The following is a 21,406-nucleotide window of genomic DNA, read 5'->3' as shown; positions in this document are numbered from 1 at the left end:
TCTATAGATGACTTTGAAGGAGAAGGGTTTCATCAATGTATAGATTAATTAGTGAGATATCTCCGGACTTTCTCATTCAAGGATTTGGTTTGCATCAGGATGAGAATGAGATTTACGTTGGTAAAGTAGGGGGCCAAGAGGTTCAACTTTTAACCTCCATAGATAGTTTGCATTCCGATGAACAGGATATAAAGATCTTTAGTGTTGGGTTTGCTGAAGCGGATCATCATTTTCGCTCAGGAGATGTCTTGATGACAGGGAGTGATGATTTACTTGACCGCGCGTTCAGGGCAATGGATGAAATGGAGCAACGCGGTGTTGTGGTAAGTTTGACGCCTTCTCAAGATTCTAAGCACTTATACGTATCTAAAGAACAGATGGATCCCTTTGTTCAGGAGTGGAGAAGCCGAAAACTATCCTTTCTCTGTCTGTGGATGGTAGACCCAATTGACTCGGAAGGACAAGCCAAACTTATCACCATCCTTCGTAAAGTTATTTTAAAGGATTAATAACTAATACTTAATATTAAGCTTGTAGTTATCCGAGAATTTAAATTTGTAGACACGTTGAAAAGGACAGTCTTTGTCAAGTAAGCTCATCAGCGAGCGGGGTATGGTGTGAGCCCGTGGAGAAGTGACAAAGAAAATCCCCTTGGAGTGAATGGCTGAAATCTCAGTAAGCTTTATTCGGTTTGTCTCCGTTAAAAGACTTCCGAGTGGCTATATATAGCAACATGGGTGGTACCGCGAGTAATCTCGTCCCTTTTTAGGGGCGAGATTTTTAGTTATACTATTTAGAGTCATGGCCATTGCCTTAACGCTTGGCGTTAGTCAAGTTTTCTAATATCCTTTACAAGCAGAAGCATACTAACATAACTAATGTTAAGCAAGAACTTGCAGCTTGTAAGATCATTCAAAGGAGGAAATTATTAATGGACTATCGTAATACATTGAATTTACCTGAAACTGATTTTCCAATGCGAGGAAATCTCCCCAAAAGGGAACCTGAAATCCTCAAATCTTGGGAAGAGGAAAAACTTTATGAAAGAGTCCAGAAAGCACGTGAGGGAAGGCCGAAATTTATCCTTCATGACGGGCCGCCCTATGCTAACGGGGACATTCATCTGGGGCATGCTATTAATAAAGTATTGAAAGATATCATTGTTAAATACAAGACCATGATGGGCTTTGATGCGCCTTATGTGCCGGGATGGGATACGCATGGCCTTCCTATTGAGCAACAAGTTATTAAGAAATTGGGAGTAAATCGTCATGCGGTATCTGCGCTGGAATTTCGGCAGAAATGCAAAGACTATGCGGAAAAATATGTTGGGATACAGCGTGAGGAGTTTAAGCGGCTTGGAGTGCGGGGGGATTGGGAACACCCTTACCTGACTTTGCAAAAGGAGTATGAGGCTGCTCAAATTGGGGTTTTTGGGGATATGACCAAAAAAGGTTATATTTATAAAGGACTAAAACCTGTCTACTGGTGCCCTTCCTGTGAGACAGCACTTGCTGAGGCCGAGATTGAATATGCAGACAAGCCTGCCACCGCGATTTATGTCAAATTTGCGGTGCGCGATGGAATGAGTGCTCTCACCGAAGAGAATACGTTCGTAGTTATTTGGACGACAACTCCTTGGACCTTGCCAGCAAACCTGGCGATCAGTGTCCACCCGGAGTTAACCTATGCTGTCGTCACCGCTCAGCAAGAACATTGGGTGGTTGCTGAGGGAATGTTGGAGTCCTTACGTTCCTTGTGGAAGCTGGAACTTCCGGTTGAAAGGACTCTCTCCGGCAAAGAACTTGAAGGCGTAATTTGTAGAAATCCGCTCATGGACAGGGACTCCGTGGTAGTTTGCGGGGAACATGTCACCTTGGAAGCTGGTACAGGTTGCGTTCATACCGCGCCAGCCCACGGGGAAGATGACTTTTTAGTTGGAAAGAAATACGGCTTGCCTGCTTTATGTCCTGTTGATCATCAAGGGAAATTCACCGAGGAAGGCGGAGCCTATGTCGGCCTTAAAACCGGGAAAGCGAATCCTGTGATCGTAGAGGACCTCAAGAACAGTAACGATCTTGTCCTTGAGGAAACAATCGAACATAGTTATCCTCATTGTTGGCGTTGCAAGAGCCCGATCATCTTCCGCGCAACTGAACAATGGTTTGCCTCCATTGATGGATTTCGGCAGGCAGCCTTAGAGGAGATTGAGAAGGTTCGTTGGATCCCTGCTTGGGGAAGAGATCGAATCTTTAACATGATAGCGGAACGCGGAGACTGGTGTATTTCTCGGCAAAGGACTTGGGGGGTTCCAATTCCCATCTTCTACTGTGAAGATTGTGGAAAAGTCTTGGTGAACGACCAGACCATCGCCAAAGTCCAAGACTTTTTCCGTCAAGAAGGGTCGGATGCTTGGTTTGCCCATTCTGCCGTAGAATTGTTGCCAGAAGGGACAGCTTGTGAGTGTGGAGGTACGAAATTCCGCAAAGAGACGGACATCATGGACGTTTGGTTTGATTCCGGCACAAGCCATGCCGGTGTCTTGAAGCAACGGGCTGAATTATCTTGGCCGGCAGATCTATACTTAGAAGGTTCAGATCAGCATCGCGGCTGGTTCAATTCTTCTTTGTCCACTTCGGTGGCTGCTTTTGGTCAGGCTCCTTATCGGAATGTTTTAACCCACGGTTTCGTTGTTGATGAACAAGGGCGAAAGATGTCAAAATCGCTGGGCAATGGGGTTGATCCTCTTAAGGTTGTTCAAGAACTGGGTGCGGACATTTTACGGCTTTGGGTCAGTTCTGTGGATTATAAAAATGACGTGGCAGCTTCTCCGCGCATTATGAAGCAAATGTCTGAAGCTTATCGCAAAATTCGTAATACCCTGCGTTTCTTATTGAGTAACCTCAATGATTTTGATCCTGCCAAGGATAAAGTGAGTTATCAAGAGCTTCAAGAAATCGACCGCTGGGCTTTGCTTAAGCTTTCCAAAGTGGTTGAACGCGTTCTTCTTGGGTATGAGTCTTATGAATTCCATTGGGCTTATCATACGATTCATAATTTCTGTACCATCGAATTAAGTGCCGTTTATCTGGATATTGTCAAGGACAGACTTTATGTTGAAGGAAAAACGTCACTTCTTCGTCGTTCCGCCCAGACGGTTTTATATGAAGTGCTTGATTCACTGGTACGTCTCTTGGCTCCAGTTTTATCGTTCATGGCAGAAGAAATCTGGCCGTATATTCCTGGAGAAAAGAGTGCAGAGAATGTCCAAATTGCAGAAATGCCTAAAGTAAATTCTGAATGGATGGACGAAGAATTAGCAAATCGCTGGGATCAGATACTGGCTTTACGCACGGATGTAGCTAAAGTATTGGAAATAGCACGTCAGGAAAAATTAATTAATCATCCTTTGACAGCTCAGGTTGATCTCTACCCTACGGATGAACAATATGAATCCTTGCAACAAGTTCCTAATTTGGCAGAAATCTTTATTGTTTCTAGCCTAGTCATGCATCAACCAAATGAAGAAAGACCTGAAGGGGTACAACCAGCAGAAGTTCACAAGGGATTAGGCATTCTTGTGCAACCAGCTAAAGGGGAAAAATGCGAGCGCTGTTGGATGTTCCATGAAGAAGTTGGAAAGAATGAAGAGCATCCGACGATTTGCCCTCGCTGTAGTGAAGTAGTTTCAGAAAATTCCAGTAGACTTATTGACTAAAAGGGCATATTATATAGTAAAGAAATAAGCTAATACCGAATGATGCTAGCAGGAGAGATCTGAGATTTATTTTTCAGACGCCGAAGGAGAAATTCCTTGAAATCGCTCTTTCAAGGAGGGAAACTCTCAGGCAAAAGTACTGCTAGAAGACGGGACTCTGGAGAGTTTCTTGTAAAAGAGAACACCAAAGGGGAAGCTGGAAACGGCGAATCTCTCAGGTTAAAGGACAGAGAAAGTGCGCGATTGCGCACTTTCTCTGTCCTTTTATTTTACAAAAAAAATTATAAGGAGATTTTGGAAGTATTTTTCTAGGGTGCGATGTCTATCTATATGAAACACTATACTAAGTGCTGAATTCTTCCGACCAATAGTTTTTCGATCTCTTATAAGTCAAAATTAAAGGAGGTTTCAATATGAATGAATTAAAACGTACTCCTCTTTATGAAGAACATTTGGTTGCAAAGGCTAAACTAATTGATTTTGGCGGATGGGAAATGCCTGTTCAGTATGCAGGTGTCATTGATGAACATCATACTGTTCGCACAAAGGCGGGTCTTTTTGATGTCTCACACATGGGTGAGATTGATGTTCGCGGGGAAGAGGCTCTGGCTTTTGTCCAAATGCTGATTACCAACGATGTAAGCAAGCTTGAGGATGGGAAAATCCTCTATTCTCCTATGTGTTATCCAAATGGTGGAATAGTTGATGATTTGCTGGTTTATCGATATAATTCACAACACTTTTTTATTGTCGTTAATGCCTCTAATGCGGATAAGGATTATGTTTGGATTACAGAACAAGCCAAAAAATTTAATGTGATTGCTGAGAACTTATCTGAGCAGTATGCCCAACTTGCGTTACAAGGTCCTTTGGCAGAAACTGTTTTACAACGTATTACGAACATTAATCTTTCACAAATAAAATATTATAGTTTTGCTCATGGAGAAATTGACGGAGTTAGCTGTCTTATCTCCAGAACCGGTTATACAGGAGAGGATGGATTTGAAATCTATGTTGCTCCTGAATATGGACGACAATTATGGCGAAAAATATTAGAGATTGGAGCTAATGACGGTGTAAAACCGATTGGACTGGGAGCCCGCGACACATTGCGATTTGAAGCTCGCCTTCCTTTATACGGGAATGAGCTAGGTGCGGAAATCACTCCGCTTGAAGCAGGACTTGGAATTTTTGTGAAATTGGATAAAGTAGATTTTATTGGCAAGGAAGTACTTCTGGCTCAGAAAGAACAAGGAATACCGCGCAAGTTGGTAGGACTTGAAATGATTGATCGTGGAATCGCCCGTTCTCATTATCCCTTACAAAAAGACGGACAAGAAATTGGCTTTATCACTTCAGGGTCATTTTCCCCAACCTTAAACAAAAATATTGCCCTAGGTCTAATCCGCGCAGATTTAGCCATTCAAGGGGAGGTTCTTGATGTAATGATTCGTGGAAAAGCTGTTAAGGCTAAGATCATTCCTTCCTTATTTTATAAACGTGATAAACAAGCAGGACACTCAGCGAAGGAATCTGGTGCAATGTCCGAAAAAATAAGTGCCAAGTGAACTCGTTCAGCTAAAGCTGAATATCGAGACTTCGGTGGACTCTACCCCAATTGAGTTTAAAATTATTAGATAACTTTGCTCAAGTTGATGTGTCAGCGGATGCTCATAATCTCCTTGGGTAAGATAATTAAAAATATGAGGAGGATGATTTTGATGAATCCAGTAGAGTTAAAGTATAATAAAGAACACGAGTATGCTAAGGTTGAGGGGAATATCGTGACGTTTGGGATTACAGACCATGCCCAGGAAAGCCTCGGAGATGTAGTGTTTGTAGAGCTTCCTGATGTAGGAACGACAGTAACAGCTGGAAAATCTTATGGTACAGTGGAATCTGTAAAAGCGGTTTCCGATATTACGGCCTCAGTTAGCGGGAAAGTTGTGGAAGTCAATACTCAGGTTATGGATTCACCCGATTTACTCAACTCTGAACCCTATGGGGAAGGTTGGCTGATCAAAGTCGAAGCGGATGATTTATCCTCTCTCGACGGTTTGATGACGGCTGCTGAATATGAAGCGTTTTTAGCACAGGAGGAACATTAGAATGAACTTTATACCGAATACGGACAGCCAAAACGAACGGCTCTTAGCCCGTATCGGGGTTAAGTCAGTTGAAGAGCTGTTTGCAGATATTCCAAAGGAAGTCCGCTTGCAACGTCCTTTGGCTATTAACGGAGGAATGTCAGAGCAGGAATTGGTCAAACATGTCAAAGGTCTGGCAAATCTTAATCAAACCGTAGAAGGGTATAGCTCTTATCTCGGAGCCGGGGCTTATGAACATTATATTCCGAGTTTTATTGATCAATTGCTGCTGCGTTCAGAATTTTACACTGCCTATACGCCTTATCAACCAGAGATTAGTCAAGGGACCCTTCAGGCAATTTATGAATATCAGACCTTAGTCTGTGAATTAACCGGAATGGATGTAACGAATGCTTCTATGTACGATGGTGCTTCGGCCTTAGCGGAAGCAGCCCTGATGACCTGTGACGCAACTCGGCGGGAAAAGGTGCTAGTATTGCAAACGGTGCACCCTGAATATCGTGAAGTTCTAAGAACCTATCTGCCGCCCCGCGGAGTAGAGCTTGTTGAGATTCCTTTCAAGGATGGTGTCTTGGATCAAGCGGCCTTGGAAGCGGCACTCCAAGAGGACATTGCAGGCGTGCTTATTCAAAATCCGAATTTTTTTGGCAGTATTGAAAGAGCAGAAGAAATTGTACAGTTAGCTCATGCGAAAGGGGCTCTAGTTGTCATGTCAGTCAACCCGGTTTCTTTAGGCTTACTAAAGTCCCCGGGAGAATGCGGAGCAGATATTGCGGTTGGCGAAGGACAGCCCTTCGGTAATGCTCTTAATTATGGAGGCCCATATTTGGGGTTTTTGTCTTGTCGGGACAAGTTCGTCCGCAGGATGCCTGGTCGGATTGTAGGAGCAACCACAGATAAAAATGGCAAAAAAGGATATGTCCTAACCCTTCAAGCCCGCGAACAGCATATACGGCGAGAAAAAGCTACCTCAAACATATGCTCCAATGAAGCACTTTGTGCGCTGGCCTTTACTATGCATTTGAGTGCTCTAGGAAAAACAGGAGTTAAAGAATTGGCCTATCTAAATTTACAGAATGCTCATTATGCTGCGCAGGAGATTGCCAAAATCCCTGGGATGAGTTTGGCTTTCTCAAGCCCGTTCTTTCATGAATTTGTGATTAAGTCCAAGATTGAACCAGCTAAAATTAACTCAGCGCTCTTAGAAGATCAGATAATCGGCGGGCTTGGTCTGGCTCGTTTTTACCCAGAGCTCGACCATCATCTCCTTTTCTGTGTGACTGAAACGAAGTCTAAAGCTAATATTGACCGGCTCGTGGCCAGATTGGGGGCAATCCAATGAAAGTATTAGAACCACTTATTTTTGATCTTAGTGCCAATGGGCGAAGTGCGGTCAGTTTACCTATGTGTGATGTTCCGGAAGTTTCTATCAAAACGCTGATTCCAAGCGAGTTGTTACGTCAACAGGAGCCGTCACTTCCGGAACTTTCCGAAGTGGATGTGGTGCGCCACTTTACACATCTTTCTACTTTTAATCATGGAGTTGACACCGGGTTTTATCCACTTGGGTCGTGTACGATGAAGTATAATCCGAAGGTTAATGAGATGTTGGCTCGTCTCTCTGGTTTCACGGCTCTTCATCCATATCAGCCTGAGTCGATGACTCAAGGGGCATTGCAGCTCATGGCGGAACTGCAAGAGGACCTCTGTGAATTAGCGGGGATGGATGGCTTTACTCTCCAACCGGCTGCTGGTGCTCATGGTGAAATGACTGGAATTCTGATTATCAAAGCTTATCATGATCACCGTCAGGACACTAAACGCAAAAAAGTGATTGTTCCGGATTCAGCTCATGGAACGAATCCTGCAACGGCTGCAATGGCTGGATATGAAATTATTCAAATTCCCTCCAATGACCATGGCGGGGTTGACATAGAAGCTTTGAAAAAGGTCCTCAGTGACGAAGTTGCTGCACTGATGCTGACAAATCCTAATACAGTGGGGCTCTTTGATGAAAATATTTTAGAGATTACTAAGTTGGTTCATGATGCAGGCGGTCTATTGTATTATGATGGAGCGAATACAAATGCTGTGATGGGTATTGCCCGCCCGGGAGATATGGGTTTTGATGTTGTCCATCTTAACTTACACAAGACATTTGCCACGCCTCACGGTGGTGGAGGGCCAGGGTCTGGACCGGTTGGAGTTAAGGATTTTTTGATGCCGTTTCTTCCCAAACCCATGGTAGTTCGAAGTGAGGACGGAACGTTCACTCTTCAAGTAGATATGCCGCTCTCCATTGGTCGGGTGCGCTCGTTTTATGCGAACTTCTCGGTGGTTGTCAGGGCTTATGCCTACATTCGAAGTCTAGGCGGGGAAGGGTTGAGGGCAGCCTCGGAAAGTGCCGTGTTAAACGCCAACTATCTGATGAGTGTTCTAAAAGAGCATTACTTCTTACCGTATGATCGCATATGTATGCATGAATTTATTATTACTCCGAAAAACCTTAAATCAACTGGAGTGCATACCTTAGATATCGCCAAACGTTTATTGGATTATGGCTATCACCCCCCAACCATCTATTTTCCAATTATTGTCGAAGAGGCAATGATGATTGAGCCGACGGAAACCGAAAGCATCGAAACGCTGGATGAATTTGCTCAGGTCCTTATCAAGATTGCTGAGGAAGCCCAAACTGATGCGGATCTTGTTAAGAATGCACCTTACACAACGCTAGTGACACGATTAGATGAAGTGGGCGCAGTACGGAAGCCTAACTTGCGGTGGCGCAAAGAGTCATAATTCAAATAAGGTGGGGAAGACAGGGATTATCCCTGATTCCCTGTTGGGGATGAACAGGATACAATATGTATTTTGTGTCATCCCCTTTTCTATCTTATTTAGCATTACTATCTGGAAGGCTTGTTCTAAAAGGCATTAGAATATCAACAATTTAAACAACTAGCAGGATTTAAGATAAAAAAGTTGAATATAAAAAAGGCTGAGCATAACATATAATAATATTATCTTATTAATTTCAGGAATGGGGTGATCGCATGCAAATCGAAGTATTACCGAGTACAGGTTCTCCGAGGATTCCGTACTTAGAAGATAGATTAGTCATCGTGATTGATGTACTGAGGGCGACAAGCACAATAGTCACAGCTTTAGCTAATGGTTGCCAAGCTATTATTCCGGTTCTCACGTCAGAAGAAGCCTTGGAAACACGTTTAACCCTTCCTGGATCATTATTAGGAGGAGAGCGAGATTCTCTGATTATTGAAGGATTTGATTTAGGAAATTCGCCTTTTGACTATGTTCCTGAAAAAGTGGGAGGCAGAAGAGTCATTATGACGACAACCAACGGTACTCGGGCTATACGTGATTCTATTGCTGCACCCATGATCTGGATGGCTTCTTTTATAAACATGCAGAGTATTATTTTAGCTGTGCTAAGAGAATTCGAAAATAAAAATAGACTTAAGGGGATAGTAGTTTTTTGTGCAGGTACAGAAGAACGTTTTGATCTGCCGGACACGCTCTGTGCAGGAATGTTTGTTGATGCCTTAGGGCCGGATGTTTTGCTAAACGACTTGGGTGAAGCCGCGCGTATACTGTATCGCAGTTCGAAGAATCATCTTGCGGATAAAATTCGCGATTCAGTTCACGGAAGAAAACTTATTTCTCTAGGATTTGAGCGTGACTTAGTTTATTGTTCTACTCCAAACATGTTACCGATAGTTCCTGTGGTTCAAAATGGTGAAATTGTTTGGTTGACGGGCGAATAACAGATATAAATAATTCCATTTCTCCCTCCACCCTTTATATGGATATCCGTCTAAATTATATGAATAAACTATAATTTGTCGTTATGATTCGAAATAGAGTATAATAGCAGAAATGTTAATCATGAACTTGAAAGTCAGGTTTTTTCTGTTTCGCATGGTGGCATACTATTAATAGGGAGGGATGTACTCAATGGAAACTTTCAAAGTCCCCGTTGGTATTTCTAATCGTCACATTCATTTATCACAGGAGCATATTGAAGCGCTATTTGGAGTGGGGTACTCTTTAACAAAGATGAAAGATCTGAGTCAGCCTGGCCAATATGCCTGTGAAGAGACGGTTACTCTCATTGGACCAAAAGGCAAAATATCGGGAGTCAGGGTTTTAGGGCCTGCTAGGAAAGCTTCTCAAGTAGAGCTTACAGGAACGGATACCTTTAAAGTTGGTTTAAAACCTCCGGTTCGAGATTCTGGTAAGCTTGAAGGATCGCCAGGCATTGATGTCGAAGGCCCAAAGGGACGTATCCATATGGAGCAAGGTGTTATTATTGCGGCTCGCCATCTCCACATGACTCCAGAAGATGCTAAGAAATATTCGTTGAAAGACGGACAACATATCCGTGCCATTGTACAGGGTCCTCGGGGTGGAGTGTTAGATCAGGTACTGGTTCGCGTTAATCCCGAGTACGCTCTTGATTTACATGTAGATACGGATGAGGGTAATGCATTTGGCTTGGCAAATGGTCAACAACTTGAGGTTTATTTGAACTAGCATAGGGACTTCCTAAGTATTTTTTATCTTGGCAGTGAGCTAAAAGAACTGGTACGAGTAAGAAATTCTTATCGGAATTAAAGGTTCGGTTTGGGTGGTCTTAGAATGAAATAATAACCTTTTTAAAAGGCTATAATAATCACTTCATAAAAGTGTCTATTATAGCCTTTTATTTTTTGCGTTTCATCAAAATTAAAAAATTAGTTATACATATATGTGTAACAAAGTTATACTATTCTTTAAGGGTTTATTTCGTAAGTCTCGATACATTTAATTGTTTAGACACTCACTCTGAAAGTGGGTGTTTTATGCACTGTTTATAAAATTTGTCGATCAGTGTAAATTTTTAAGACGTGGGAACACTAAAATAGATGTTTTAACGTGAGGTGGATAACATGGCCATTCCAAATGAAGATAATAAATTGACCGTGAAACTTTCAGCAAATAAAGAAAGCTCAGATCTCTTAAATGAGCAGGAGTTGGCTGGGTTAAGACATCAGGTTATTTTATTGGCAGAGACTCTGGAAAAAATGAGATTAGCGGAATATATCGGGTATTTGAATCGTCCAGGACGAATGCTTTGGTTTAATTTCCTGGTTGGTCTCATTCGAGGATTGGGAACAGCGCTTGGTGCGGGACTGCTCGCAGGATTTGCTTATTTTCTGTTAAAAAGGATAGTTGTCTTGAATCTGCCAGTTATTGGAGGGTTTATTGCAGAACTTAGTAAGTATGTTAATCAGCCCTAGATAGGATTAGGAGGCGAGTTTAATTGAAAAAGCAAATGCATTACGATAAACTGATCAAAACGCTTCGTGATGAAAGAGCTGAGATAATGGAAACTGCTGCAGAACTATTTAGCGGGGATATGAAAGATTCTTTAGGCGAATTGTCGCTTGTGGACAATCATCCAGCAGATGTTGGAACAGAAGTATATCAGCGGTCTCGTGATGTCGCAGAACATGATCGGTTAAACCATAGGATTGGAGCAATCGATGGCGCTTTGGAACGTTTTGAAAAAGGGGAATATGCAAAGTGTGAACACTGCGGTCAAGAGATTCCGTATGAAAGACTCGAGATACTGCCCTATACTACGGTATGTGCTGAGTGCAGCCGCGAAGAAGAGGAGGAAGAGCAACATTCATTACATCGTGATCCAGTAGAAAATGAAATCTTGAATCGGCCCTTTTCCAGAACCTTTAATGACGGGACAGATCGTGTGGAGTTTGATGGTGAAGATTCTTGGCAGGCAGTAGCGCGCTATGGAACCTCGGATTCCCTTCAAGATTTAGGGACTAACAGAGATATCTCAGATCCAAACAATCTTTATGAAGACTCAGATGAAACGATTGGGGCAGTTGAGTATATTGAAACCATTGAAACCCAGAGAGAACCAGAAGGACGAGTAAATACTATTCATTATAGCAAAGAGCACGGACGAACTTAAGCTGAAAGCTTATGAGAGCACACTTTATGAGAATGAGTGTTCCTATGAGTCCACTCCTTTGGAGATAGTGTCCCCAGGACACTATCGTGTTCGTTAATCTTGCGCCGGAATGTATCCTTTGGAATAGAGGATCAAGTCGGTATGCACCGGCGCATTTCGACACTAAGCAATTCTTGTGCAGTCTCCTGCGCTCATTGACGCAATGCATTGTATTTTGGCTTCTACATCCGCTCATGATTAGTTTGCCCCACTTAGAGCCCTGTGTTAAGATTAGGGGAAAGAGGGAGGTTGGACGGTTGTTGGTTTGGCTTACAATCATCGGGGTATGGGGTATTGATCGTTATATAAAATTTTTAGTTCAGACAAACCTTATTCCTGGCGAGACGCTGAAAGTTATCCCTAAAGTTTTTCATTTGACATATGTCCTTAATCCAGGCGCGGCGTTTGGTCTGATGGCCGGCCAAACTTGGATTTTTATTGTTACTGCAGTTCTAGTAATTGGCGGGATAATTTATGGGCAGTTTCGTATTCCGCGTAAGGAAAAGATTACACGACTAGCGTTAGGAATAATCGGAGGGGGAGCACTGGGGAACCTGTATGACAGGCTCGTCATCGGACGAGTTGTAGATTATCTTGATTTTCAGATTTGGTCTTATGTATTTAATTTCGCAGACAGTATGATTGTCATAGGAGTGGGGTTACTGATGCTCGCCATTTATCGGGATGAAAAAAAAGCTACAAGTAAATCAGAGTTTGACGTATCCGATAAGTGAATTGTTCAGATAAAGGTACACCAACTTGCAGAAGTGGGTGTCAAAATTGGATAAAGTATAAACTGAAAACTATAATTAATGTATTGGCGGTTATAAAAGTGGAAAAAGAGTTTAGAGAATCTACCATTGATTCTGAAATTGAGGACCTTGATATTGAATATGATGAGGAAGCATCCTATAGCGAGGAAACCTTGCCTACAGGGTCAGACATTTCAGTTGAAGAGAAAGTCATTGAGCTTCCTGCAGGAATTCGCTTGGACGTTGGAGTAACTGAAGTTTTAGGGAAGAGCAGGTCTTTCGTTCAAGGACTCATTACACAAGAGTGTATTATGGTTAACGGGTTAGCTAAAAAGGCAAATTATAAAGTGCACACAGGGGATAAGATTGAAGTGATGATCCCTGCTCCAAGAGAGTCAACGGCTGAACCCGAAAATATCCCCCTTGAGATCCTTTACGAGGATGAGGATGTTTTGGTTGTGAACAAACCTCAGGGAATGGTTGTCCACCCTGCTCCGGGTGCCTGGACAGGAACGATGGTTAATGCCTTGTTATTTCATTGTGATAATCTTTCCGGAATTAACGGAGTTTTACGTCCTGGTATCGTACATCGTATTGATAAAGATACATCGGGGATTTTGGTGGTTGCTAAGAACGATACAGCTCACCAAGGTCTAGCTACGCAACTTAAAGCGCATACGATGGAGCGGAAATACTTAGCGCTGGTTCACGGGGTCTTGCTTGAACCCTCTGGGACGGTTGATGCACCGATTGGACGTGATCCATCAGATCGTAAACGTATGGCTGTGGTAATGCATCATTCCAAACTAGCTGTAACACATTATACTGTTTTGGAACGTTTTAGTGAGACTTCATATTTGGAAGTTCGCTTAGAGACCGGCAGAACACATCAGATCCGTGTGCATATGACCTATATTAAGCATCCGGTTCTAGGGGATCCTGTATATGGACCCAAACGAAATCTTTATGGGCTTAAAGGACAAATGCTCCATGCCGCACGCCTGGGTTTTGTTCATCCGCGCAGTGGGGTATGGATGAAGTTCGATGCCCCTGTGCCCAAAAGTTTTTCAGCTCTCATTGAAAAATTACGCATCACCCAATCATCTCATTGACTTTTGGTTAATCCTAAAGTAAACTTAGTGACAAGTGTTATGGCCTTTAATGAAGTCCCGAGAGGCTTGGGAAGGCAGACGGAAATGTGAGAGAACTGTCTGCTTTTCAGACGGTTTTTTTGTTACATTTTTTTAGATCTGCAGAGCGAAGATGTCCCAGGGAGAAAGGAGTTAGTGGCCTTGGAAGGAACAATAAAAAGTAAAATTTTAGATGCGGATGGAATTCGCAGGGCGGTAACTCGTATTGCTCATGAAATTGTAGAAAAGAATAAAGGAACTGATAAACTTGTCTTGGTAGGGATTCGTCGCAGAGGGGTGCCGCTGGCAGAACGGATTCAAAAGTATATTGAAGAATTCGAGGGGGTAAAAGTACCTTTGGGAATTCTGGATATTACTCTTTATCGCGATGACCTAAGTACTATCGATATCCATCCAGTCGTTCATGAAACGGATATTCCGGTAAGTATTGAAGGCAAAGCCGTGATTCTGATTGATGATGTACTCTATACTGGACGGACGGCGCGTGCGGCTCTGGATGCAACGATGGATATTGGAAGACCTGAACGAATTCAGCTGGCCGTGCTTGTGGATCGAGGACACCGAGAATTGCCTATCCGAGCAGATTATGTTGGGAAGAACCTGCCCACTTCGCGACGAGAAGTCGTAGCTGTACGGCTCAAGGAAGTGGATGGGGAGGAAGACATACTTCTTCTGGAACGAGATGATATTAATATAAAATAAACCAACGTTACCCTTTAAATGTTATCCAGAGAGATGACCAAGGGGCGAGCGGATATAGGTTATGCCTATGTTTAAATCCTCTCCCTCTCTACGGGACGAGGATTTTTATGTTTTAGGGATATAAGGCGAGGGATAATCACAAATTCATTAGAGATAATAAGAGATGGAAAAAATTAGGGAGGTTTACTGATGAAATGGCAGCGTAAAGACATTCTGGCGATTGAAGATATGAGTGTGGAGGAAATTCGTCATATTCTGCATACGGCGAAGGTGATGAAAGAAATTCTCATGCGCCCAATTAAGAAATTGCCTACATTAAAAGGAAAATCGGTAGTTAATCTATTCTATGAAGCAAGTACACGGACTCGAACCTCCTTCGAAATGGCTGCCAAGGTATTAGGGGCGGATACGACAAGTATAGCTGTTGCTCAGAGCAGTGTAAGTAAAGGTGAAAGCTTATATGATACCGCTAAGACCATTCAGGCGATGCGCGCTGATGTGGTAATTCTGCGGCATCCCAGTTCAGGGTCTGCCAAATTTTTAGCCGATATCCTCGATCCTGCGGTGATCAATGCTGGAGATGGCCAGCATGCCCATCCAACCCAAGCTCTATTAGATATTTTCACAATGCAGGAGAATCTTGGGGAATTAGAAGGAAAGAACGTTGTCATCGTTGGGGACGTATTGCATTCCAGGGTAGCTCGCAGTAATGCTTGGTGCCTTCAAAAAATGGGAGTCAATGTGACTTTTGCAGGTCCTCCAACTTTAGTTCCTGCCGAAATGGAGGGCCTCGGAGTTAAAATAACTCATGATCTGGACAGCGCTTTACCAGGAGCGGATATTGTCATGGCTCTTCGTCTCCAACTTGAACGGCAGAAAAGCGGGCTACTTCCCAGCCTGCGTGAGTATAGCCATCTCTATGGATTGACGACAGAGCGTCTTAAGAAAACCGGAAAACAGAGCATCGTATTACACCCTGGACCGATGAACCGAGGCGTAGAAATTTCGGATGACGTAGCAAACAGTGTAGACGCTCTAATTGAGCGTCAAGTCACGAACGGTGTGGCGATTCGTATGGCGCTAATTTATTTACTGATAGGAGGGTCTAGCAATGTGGTGGCTTAAAGACGTCTGGGTTATAGATCCAAGTCAGAAAATTTCTGCTCCCCGGGATGTTCTCGTCAAAGGCGGGCAAGTTTTAGGAATTTCATCTTCATTGACAGAAAAGGAAGTTTTAGAAAAAGCACAGGGTGAATCACTGGAGACGATAAATGGAAAAGGTAAATTTCTTTTCCCGGGGCTTATAGATGTACACACTCATTTACGTGAACCAGGACAAGAAGATAAAGAAGATATTTTGAGTGGATCACGTGCCGCAGTACGAGGCGGGTTTACGACGATTATGGCGATGGCTAACACCCAACCGCCTATTGATAATCGGGCTTTGATTGAATTCGTATGCAGACAGGGAGAACGTGCCGGGTATGCCCATGTACTGCCAATTGGGACGGTTACTAAAGGAATGCTGGGCAGTGAACTGGTCGAGATGGCAGATATGAAAGAGGGTGGAGCTGTTGCCTTTTCCGATGACGGCAAAAATATTCAGAGCTCGGAAGTTATGCGGCTTGCTTTGGAATATGCTAAACTCACCGGATTTCCGATTATCAGTCATTGCGAGGATAAAGATTTAGCTGGAGAAGGTCTGATGCGCCGTGGAGTTGCTTCCGGGCGGATGGGGTTAAGAGGAATTCCAGCCAGTGCAGAAAGCGTGATCGTTGCCAGGGATTTAATCCTAGCTGAGGAAACTGGAGGGAAGCTTCATCTGGCCCATATCTCGACAGCAGAGAGTGTAGAGTTAATTCGAAAAGCTAAAGCACGAGGGGTCGATGTCACGGCAGAAGTCAATCCTCACCATCTAATTTTCTGTGATGAAGAGATAGGTATCACTGATACAGCTCTTAAAGTTAATCCTCCACTGGGTTCCAGGGGAGATCGTGAAGCCCTTATTGAAGGACTTAGAGATGGAACGCTAGACATGATTGCCACCGACCATGCCCCACACACTCAGGCAGAAAAAGCACGCCCATTTGCGGAAGCACCTTTTGGAATTGCTAGTTTAGAGACCGCATTAAGTGCGGTATGGCAGTATTTAGTCTTACCAGGACGCCTGTCCTTAGACCGGGTGATTGAGGCTTGGAGCGATACCCCAGCGCAGAGATTTGGTCTGACTGGGGGATCATTAAAGCCTGGAACTTCGGCAGATATGGTGCTCTTTGATCCGGATTTCTCGGAAGTGATTGAGCCAGCTAAACTGGTTTCAAAAGCGCGCAATACCCCTTTCTTGGGGAAGACTATGCAAGGATTCCCTGTGATGGTCTGGGTTGAAGGCAGGCTTGTACAGAGAGATAGAACAGTTATTTAGTGAACTTTAAACGTCTTCGATAAGAAAATCAATAGAGTGTGGGTAAAGTGTTTAAAAATTAAGTGCTAGTGCTAGATAAGTGTTAGCTAAAAGAATGTGAGAATGAAGACTACGCAGAGAGAGGAAGTGTCGAAGGTGGCTTATCTCGTTTTCAAGGATGGGACAACCTTTGAGGGAAAAGAGTTTGGGGAATGGTCGAAGAGTTCTGCACAGCTGAAAGAGCAGGAAGTCGTCTTCAATACGTCTATGAGTGGCTATCAAGAAATGGTAACAGATTTATCTTACGCCGGTCAGATACTGGTCTTAACTCAACCTCTAATCGGAAACTATGGCTGGCACCATGAAGAAAATGAAGCAGATAAAACTCGCTTGCAGGGACTTATCGTTCGAGAACTTTCTGAAGGTGAGGGGAGTCTGCATGGTGAGGGGTCTTTAGAGGATTATTGCCAACAGCATGGGGTTCAGGGCTTAAAGGGTGTAGATACACGGGCTTTGACCAGGTATTTAAGGCAATTTGGAACACTTCCCGGCTTATTAGTTCAAACGCAAGAGGCAGGAATAGAGTACTGGGCCAATTCCCAAAGGAAAATAGAGGATAAAAGTGAACACTGGGTCTATCGGTCAACGGTAAAAGAAGCTTATGAAATTCCAGGATCTGGTCCCTTAATCGCGGTATTGGATTTTGGAGTGAAACGAAATATTATTCGCAACCTGCAGAAGAGAGAGTTCCGAATCATGGTATTCCCCGCCAGGTCAACGGCTGAAGAAATTCTAAGACATCGGCCAAGTGGATTGGTTTTAAGCAATGGTCCCGGAGATCCGGAAGAATTGTCTGAAGGAATTGCCATGGTGCGCAAGTTGTATGATAAGTTGCCGGTTTTGGGTATCTGCTTAGGGCATCAACTCTTGGCCTTGGCCGCAGGTGGAAAAACCTATAAACTTCCCTATGGGCATCGCGGTGGAAATCATCCGGTCATCGATATTCGTTCAGGAAAAGCAACTATGACCTCCCAAAACCATGGCTACGCTGTAGAGGAAGCTTCTTTGACAGGGTCCGGTTTTGAAGTCACCTTGCGCAATCTTAATGATGGAACTGTAGAAGGGATGGAGCACCTAACTTATCCTGTTCTGTCCGTACAATTTCATCCGGAAGGCGCTCCGGGACCAGAGGAAAACGCGGAAATTTTCGACCATTTCAAGGATATTGTCTTGAGAAGTTCGACACAAAAAGGGAGACGATAAGCATGCCCAAGAAAGAGTGGAAAAAGGTTCTGGTAATTGGATCTGGCCCCATAGTAATTGGGCAGGCGGCTGAGTTTGACTACGCCGGCACGCAGGCCTGTCGGGCTCTGCGCGAAGAAGGGGTAGAGGTCATTCTGGTAAATTCCAATCCTGCCACGATTATGACGGATCGAGAAACAGCAGATAGAGTCTATATAGAACCACTGACGGTGGAATCCGTGGAACGGATTATTGAGCGGGAGCGGCCGGACGGGTTGATCCCTACTATGGGAGGGCAAACCGGGCTGAACTTGGCTTATCAGCTTGCTAAAAGAGGGGTTTTGGAGCGTTGTGAAGTCACCTTGATGGGAACCTCTCTTAAAAGCATTGATCAAGCAGAAGACCGAGAGAGCTTTCGGGCCTTGATGAAAGAGCTGGGTGAACCAATTCCGGAAAGTATGATTGTATCTCATGTTGAAGATGCGCTAATATTCGCCGATAAAACTGGATACCCTCTTATTGTACGGCCAGCCTTTACCTTAGGTGGTACCGGCGGAGGAATTGTCCAAAACGTTGCTGAACTTAAGCAAATTGCAGAAAGCGGCTTGCAGGCAAGTCTTATCAGTCAGATCCTCGTGGAACGGAGTGTGGCTGGTTGGAAGGAAGTTGAGTTTGAAGTCTTACGCGATGGGGTCGGAAACTGTATCACGATTTGTCATATGGAAAACATGGACCCGGTAGGAATACATACGGGGGACAGTATTGTTGTTGCACCCTGTCAGACCTTGACGGATCGAGAGGTTCAAACCCTGCGCAGTGCGTCTTTGCGAATTGTAAATGGCTTGGGTATTGAAGGGGGCTGTAATGTCCAATTTGCACTCCATCCCTCACGAATGGAATATGTCGTGATCGAGGTCAATCCCCGTTTAAGCCGTTCCAGTGCCCTGGCTTCTAAAGCGACAGGGTATCCGATCGCTAAGGTCGCAGCTAAAATAGCTTTGGGTTATGCGCTGACAGAACTTAAAAATGCGGTTACAGGAAAAACATCAGCTTGTTTTGAACCGGCTCTAGACTATGTAGTAGTTAAATTCCCACGCTGGCCTTTTGATAAATTTACGGATGCTGACCGTCATTTAGGAACCCAGATGAAGGCAACCGGTGAAGTCATGGGTATCGGTCGGAACTTAGAAACTGCCATGCTTAAAGCCATCCGTTCTCTCGATATAAAAGTGTATGGGGTCCGGTTGTTCGAGCTTGAGCGTCTTTCAGATGCCGAACTTAAAACTGCCTGCCTAGAACCCGATGATCGGCAGCTATTCGTTTTTGCCGAGTGCTTAAAACGCGGCTGGACGGTGGAGTGGTTGGTTCAAGAGACAGGCTGGAATCGCTACTATTTGAATATACTCAAACGCTTAGTCGATGAGACAACGTCCATAGCAAACACGCCTTGGGATGAACAGGCATTGCTCCGTGTCAAACGGCTTGGATTCTCAGATCAAGAGATTGCTTCCCTCTGGAAGAGTACCGAAGAAGAAGTACATCAGTTTAGAATGAAGCATAGCATTCGACCCGTTTTTAAAATGGTCGATACCTGTGCAGGAGAGTTTGAAGCGACAACCCCTTACTTTTATTCTTGCTATGACGTTGAGGATGAAGGGGAAGTTCATAAACTGCCCAAAGTAGTTGTCTTAGGGTCAGGCTCGATCCGAATTGGGCAGGGTATAGAATTTGACTATTGCTCAGTTCATGCCGTGCTGGCCTTGAGAAAAGCTGGTTTCGAAAGTATTATTATTAATAACAATCCTGAGACGGTTTCCACAGACTTTGACACAGCTGATCGGCTTTATTTCGAGCCCTTGACCTTAGAGGATGTTTCAGAGATTTTGGATAAAGAAAAGCCCGATGGTGTGGTCGTTCAATTTGGCGGGCAGACAGCAATAGGTTTAGCAAGCGGACTGGCAAGTCGCGGATATAAGATTTTGGGTACGACGGTTGAAGACATCGACCGGGCAGAGGAGCGCGGAACCTTTGATCGCGTTCTGCAAGAACTTGGAGCTAAGCGACCACACGGAGGCGGGGCAACGAATATGGAGCAAGTGCAACGTATTGCCCAAGAGATAGGGTTTCCTTTGGTGGTTCGCCCTTCCTATGTTTTAGGTGGAAGGGCTATGGACATTGTGTATGAAGAGAAGGAATTAGAGCCTGTTATCAAGCGTGCCTTGTCCGCATCCTCAGATCAGGAGATCTGGATGGACCAATATCTGCTCGGGACTGAGGTGGAGGTTGATGCCATCTCGGATGGAGAAAACGTCTTTATCCCCGGGATTATGGAACATTTAGAGCGGGCCGGCGTTCATTCCGGAGATTCTATCGCGGTCTATCCGCCTCAAACCCTAGACATAAGTATGCAAGACCGTATCATTGCTTTAACAGAATCGTTAGCACGATCCTTAAAAATCAAAGGGTTACTGAACATCCAATATGTGATTTATCATAAGGAACTCTTTGTCCTGGAAGTTAACCCTCGCTCAAGCCGTACGGTTCCCTTTTTGAGTAAAGTCACTGGAATCCCGATCGTAGACTGGGCGACCCAAGTAATCTTAGGCAGGAAATGGGAAGACATAGGGATCCCTCTCGGTCTCTGGCCAATTGGTAATCGGGTTGCCGTTAAGGCGCCTGTGTTTTCCTTCTCCAAGCTTCAACGGGTCGAACCGTCCTTAGGACCTGAGATGAAATCGACTGGTGAAGTGATGGGAATGGACAGGACCTATGAAAAGGCTCTCTACAAAGCTCTGCTAGGAGCGGGACTCTCCTTTACAACTTACGGTTCTGTGTTGATAACCTTGGCAGATCGTGATAAAGCGGAAGGGGTGGCTCTTGCTCGGCGGTTCGCTGAAATTGGGTTCCGCATCTTAGCGACAGAAGGCACAACTCGTTATTTAAAGAATGAGGGAATAAGGGTTGAAACGATTGCTAAGTTGCATGACGGCTCAAATGAAATCATTGATGGCATCCGCAAACAAAAGATTCAATATGTCCTTAATACAACTACCCATGGTCGAGCACAGGCAAGTGACGGTTTTGCAATCCGAAGAGCAGCCGTGGAACATGGAATTCCTTGCTTTACAAGCTTGGATACCGCTGCAGCCTTGCTCCAAGTGATCGAAAGCATTTCGCCGGGTCTTTTGCCGCTGTAGATTCGAAGTCAGTTGCACGAGGCACGAAGCCCGCATAGTGCTTTCGATATCAAAGTGTAGAAAACTTACTTCATCAGAAGTTTACTAAACCTGTA

General features: G+C 44.2%; 17 protein-coding genes, 2 riboswitches and 1 other annotated feature. All 17 genes read left to right on the top strand.

The window, feature by feature from the left end; genetic code table 11:
* Positions 1–35: 35 nt before the first annotated feature.
* The 17 genes from M8E35_RS07605 to carB all read left to right on the top strand — a co-directional run bounded on the left by M8E35_RS07605 (position 36) and on the right by carB (position 21,311).
* On the top strand, positions 36–509 hold the full coding sequence (locus M8E35_RS07605; protein WP_252468247.1) for a hypothetical protein: 474 nt from the start codon (positions 36–38) through the stop codon (positions 507–509).
* Between the two features lie 48 nt (positions 510–557).
* Positions 558–766, top strand: a binding site (T-box leader).
* A gap of 165 nt (positions 767–931) precedes the next feature.
* Positions 932–3,718, top strand: coding sequence for an isoleucine--tRNA ligase (ileS, locus tag M8E35_RS07600; RefSeq protein ID WP_252468246.1), 2,787 nt, complete (start codon positions 932–934; stop codon positions 3,716–3,718).
* A 39-nt stretch (positions 3,719–3,757) separates the two neighbouring features.
* Positions 3,758–3,870, top strand: a riboswitch (glycine riboswitch).
* 3 nt (positions 3,871–3,873) lie between these two features.
* Positions 3,874–3,950, top strand: a riboswitch (glycine riboswitch).
* Between the two features lie 181 nt (positions 3,951–4,131).
* The gene (gcvT, locus tag M8E35_RS07595) at positions 4,132–5,286 is read left to right on the top strand and encodes a glycine cleavage system aminomethyltransferase GcvT (RefSeq protein WP_252468245.1); all 1,155 of its coding nucleotides are present in this window, start codon (positions 4,132–4,134) and stop codon (positions 5,284–5,286) included.
* A 153-nt stretch (positions 5,287–5,439) separates the two neighbouring features.
* Positions 5,440–5,826 (top strand): glycine cleavage system protein GcvH, encoded by a 387-nt coding sequence (gene gcvH / locus M8E35_RS07590; protein WP_252468244.1) that lies wholly within the window; start codon positions 5,440–5,442, stop codon positions 5,824–5,826.
* Position 5,827: 1 nt separating this feature from the next.
* Positions 5,828–7,168: an aminomethyl-transferring glycine dehydrogenase subunit GcvPA gene (gene gcvPA, locus M8E35_RS07585; RefSeq protein WP_252468243.1), complete on the top strand. Its 1,341-nt coding sequence runs from the start codon at positions 5,828–5,830 to the stop codon at positions 7,166–7,168.
* The gene (gene gcvPB, locus M8E35_RS07580) at positions 7,165–8,628 is read left to right on the top strand and encodes an aminomethyl-transferring glycine dehydrogenase subunit GcvPB (RefSeq protein ID WP_252468242.1); all 1,464 of its coding nucleotides are present in this window, start codon (positions 7,165–7,167) and stop codon (positions 8,626–8,628) included. Before gcvPA ends, gcvPB begins: the two co-directional genes overlap by 4 nt.
* A gap of 254 nt (positions 8,629–8,882) precedes the next feature.
* Positions 8,883–9,614, top strand: a complete 732-nt coding sequence (locus M8E35_RS07575) for a 2-phosphosulfolactate phosphatase (protein WP_252468241.1) — start codon at positions 8,883–8,885, stop codon at positions 9,612–9,614.
* Between the two features lie 190 nt (positions 9,615–9,804).
* Positions 9,805–10,383, top strand: a complete 579-nt coding sequence (gene pduL / locus M8E35_RS07570) for a phosphate propanoyltransferase (protein ID WP_252468240.1) — start codon at positions 9,805–9,807, stop codon at positions 10,381–10,383.
* A 395-nt stretch (positions 10,384–10,778) separates the two neighbouring features.
* Entirely contained in the window at positions 10,779–11,129 is a 351-nt protein-coding gene (locus M8E35_RS07565) for a DUF5665 domain-containing protein (RefSeq protein ID WP_252468238.1), read from the top strand.
* Positions 11,130–11,164: 35 nt separating this feature from the next.
* On the top strand, positions 11,165–11,827 hold the full coding sequence (locus M8E35_RS07560) for a TraR/DksA C4-type zinc finger protein (protein WP_373887431.1): 663 nt from the start codon (positions 11,165–11,167) through the stop codon (positions 11,825–11,827).
* 296 nt (positions 11,828–12,123) lie between these two features.
* Complete coding sequence (gene lspA, locus M8E35_RS07555; protein WP_252468235.1) at positions 12,124–12,600, top strand: signal peptidase II; 477 nt, start codon at positions 12,124–12,126, stop codon at positions 12,598–12,600.
* Positions 12,601–12,698: 98 nt separating this feature from the next.
* Positions 12,699–13,730 carry an RluA family pseudouridine synthase gene (locus tag M8E35_RS07550; RefSeq protein WP_373887429.1) on the top strand — a complete coding sequence of 344 codons (1,032 nt, stop codon included), beginning with the start codon at positions 12,699–12,701 and terminating at the stop codon, positions 13,728–13,730.
* 180 nt (positions 13,731–13,910) lie between these two features.
* Complete coding sequence (gene pyrR, locus M8E35_RS07545) at positions 13,911–14,471, top strand: bifunctional pyr operon transcriptional regulator/uracil phosphoribosyltransferase PyrR (RefSeq protein ID WP_073028856.1); 561 nt, start codon at positions 13,911–13,913, stop codon at positions 14,469–14,471.
* Positions 14,472–14,660: 189 nt separating this feature from the next.
* A complete protein-coding gene (locus M8E35_RS07540; RefSeq protein ID WP_252468234.1) occupies positions 14,661–15,596 on the top strand; it encodes an aspartate carbamoyltransferase catalytic subunit in 936 nt (311 codons plus the stop codon).
* The gene (locus M8E35_RS07535; protein WP_252468233.1) at positions 15,583–16,893 is read left to right on the top strand and encodes a dihydroorotase; all 1,311 of its coding nucleotides are present in this window, start codon (positions 15,583–15,585) and stop codon (positions 16,891–16,893) included. The genes M8E35_RS07540 and M8E35_RS07535 overlap by 14 nt, the downstream gene beginning before the upstream one ends.
* A 135-nt stretch (positions 16,894–17,028) precedes the next feature.
* Positions 17,029–18,135, top strand: a complete 1,107-nt coding sequence (gene carA, locus M8E35_RS07530) for a glutamine-hydrolyzing carbamoyl-phosphate synthase small subunit (protein ID WP_252468232.1) — start codon at positions 17,029–17,031, stop codon at positions 18,133–18,135.
* A 2-nt stretch (positions 18,136–18,137) separates the two neighbouring features.
* On the top strand, positions 18,138–21,311 hold the full coding sequence (carB, locus tag M8E35_RS07525; protein WP_252468231.1) for a carbamoyl-phosphate synthase large subunit: 3,174 nt from the start codon (positions 18,138–18,140) through the stop codon (positions 21,309–21,311).
* The last annotated feature ends 95 nt before the right edge of the window (positions 21,312–21,406 follow it).

Source organism: Desulfosporosinus nitroreducens, assembly GCF_023897015.1.
Taxonomy (GTDB): domain Bacteria; phylum Bacillota; class Desulfitobacteriia; order Desulfitobacteriales; family Desulfitobacteriaceae; genus Desulfosporosinus; species Desulfosporosinus nitroreducens.
Note: the sequence above shows the minus strand (reverse complement) of the source record. Positions and strands in the feature narration are given on the sequence as shown.

Excerpts from the sequence above, each read along its gene's own strand:
- M8E35_RS07605 (WP_252468247.1), top strand. The coding sequence starts at position 36 with ATGTATAGATTAATTAGTGAGATATCTCCGGACTTTCTCATTCAAGGA.
- ileS (WP_252468246.1), top strand. The coding sequence starts at position 932 with ATGGACTATCGTAATACATTGAATTTACCTGAAACTGATTTTCCAATG.
- gcvT (WP_252468245.1), top strand. The coding sequence starts at position 4,132 with ATGAATGAATTAAAACGTACTCCTCTTTATGAAGAACATTTGGTTGCA.
- gcvH (WP_252468244.1), top strand. The coding sequence starts at position 5,440 with ATGAATCCAGTAGAGTTAAAGTATAATAAAGAACACGAGTATGCTAAG.
- gcvPA (WP_252468243.1), top strand. The coding sequence starts at position 5,828 with ATGAACTTTATACCGAATACGGACAGCCAAAACGAACGGCTCTTAGCC.
- gcvPB (WP_252468242.1), top strand. The coding sequence starts at position 7,165 with ATGAAAGTATTAGAACCACTTATTTTTGATCTTAGTGCCAATGGGCGA.
- M8E35_RS07575 (WP_252468241.1), top strand. The coding sequence starts at position 8,883 with ATGCAAATCGAAGTATTACCGAGTACAGGTTCTCCGAGGATTCCGTAC.
- pduL (WP_252468240.1), top strand. The coding sequence starts at position 9,805 with ATGGAAACTTTCAAAGTCCCCGTTGGTATTTCTAATCGTCACATTCAT.
- M8E35_RS07565 (WP_252468238.1), top strand. The coding sequence starts at position 10,779 with ATGGCCATTCCAAATGAAGATAATAAATTGACCGTGAAACTTTCAGCA.
- M8E35_RS07560 (WP_373887431.1), top strand. The coding sequence starts at position 11,165 with ATGCATTACGATAAACTGATCAAAACGCTTCGTGATGAAAGAGCTGAG.
- M8E35_RS07540 (WP_252468234.1), top strand. The coding sequence starts at position 14,661 with ATGAAATGGCAGCGTAAAGACATTCTGGCGATTGAAGATATGAGTGTG.
- M8E35_RS07535 (WP_252468233.1), top strand. The coding sequence starts at position 15,583 with ATGTGGTGGCTTAAAGACGTCTGGGTTATAGATCCAAGTCAGAAAATT.
- carB (WP_252468231.1), top strand. The coding sequence starts at position 18,138 with ATGCCCAAGAAAGAGTGGAAAAAGGTTCTGGTAATTGGATCTGGCCCC.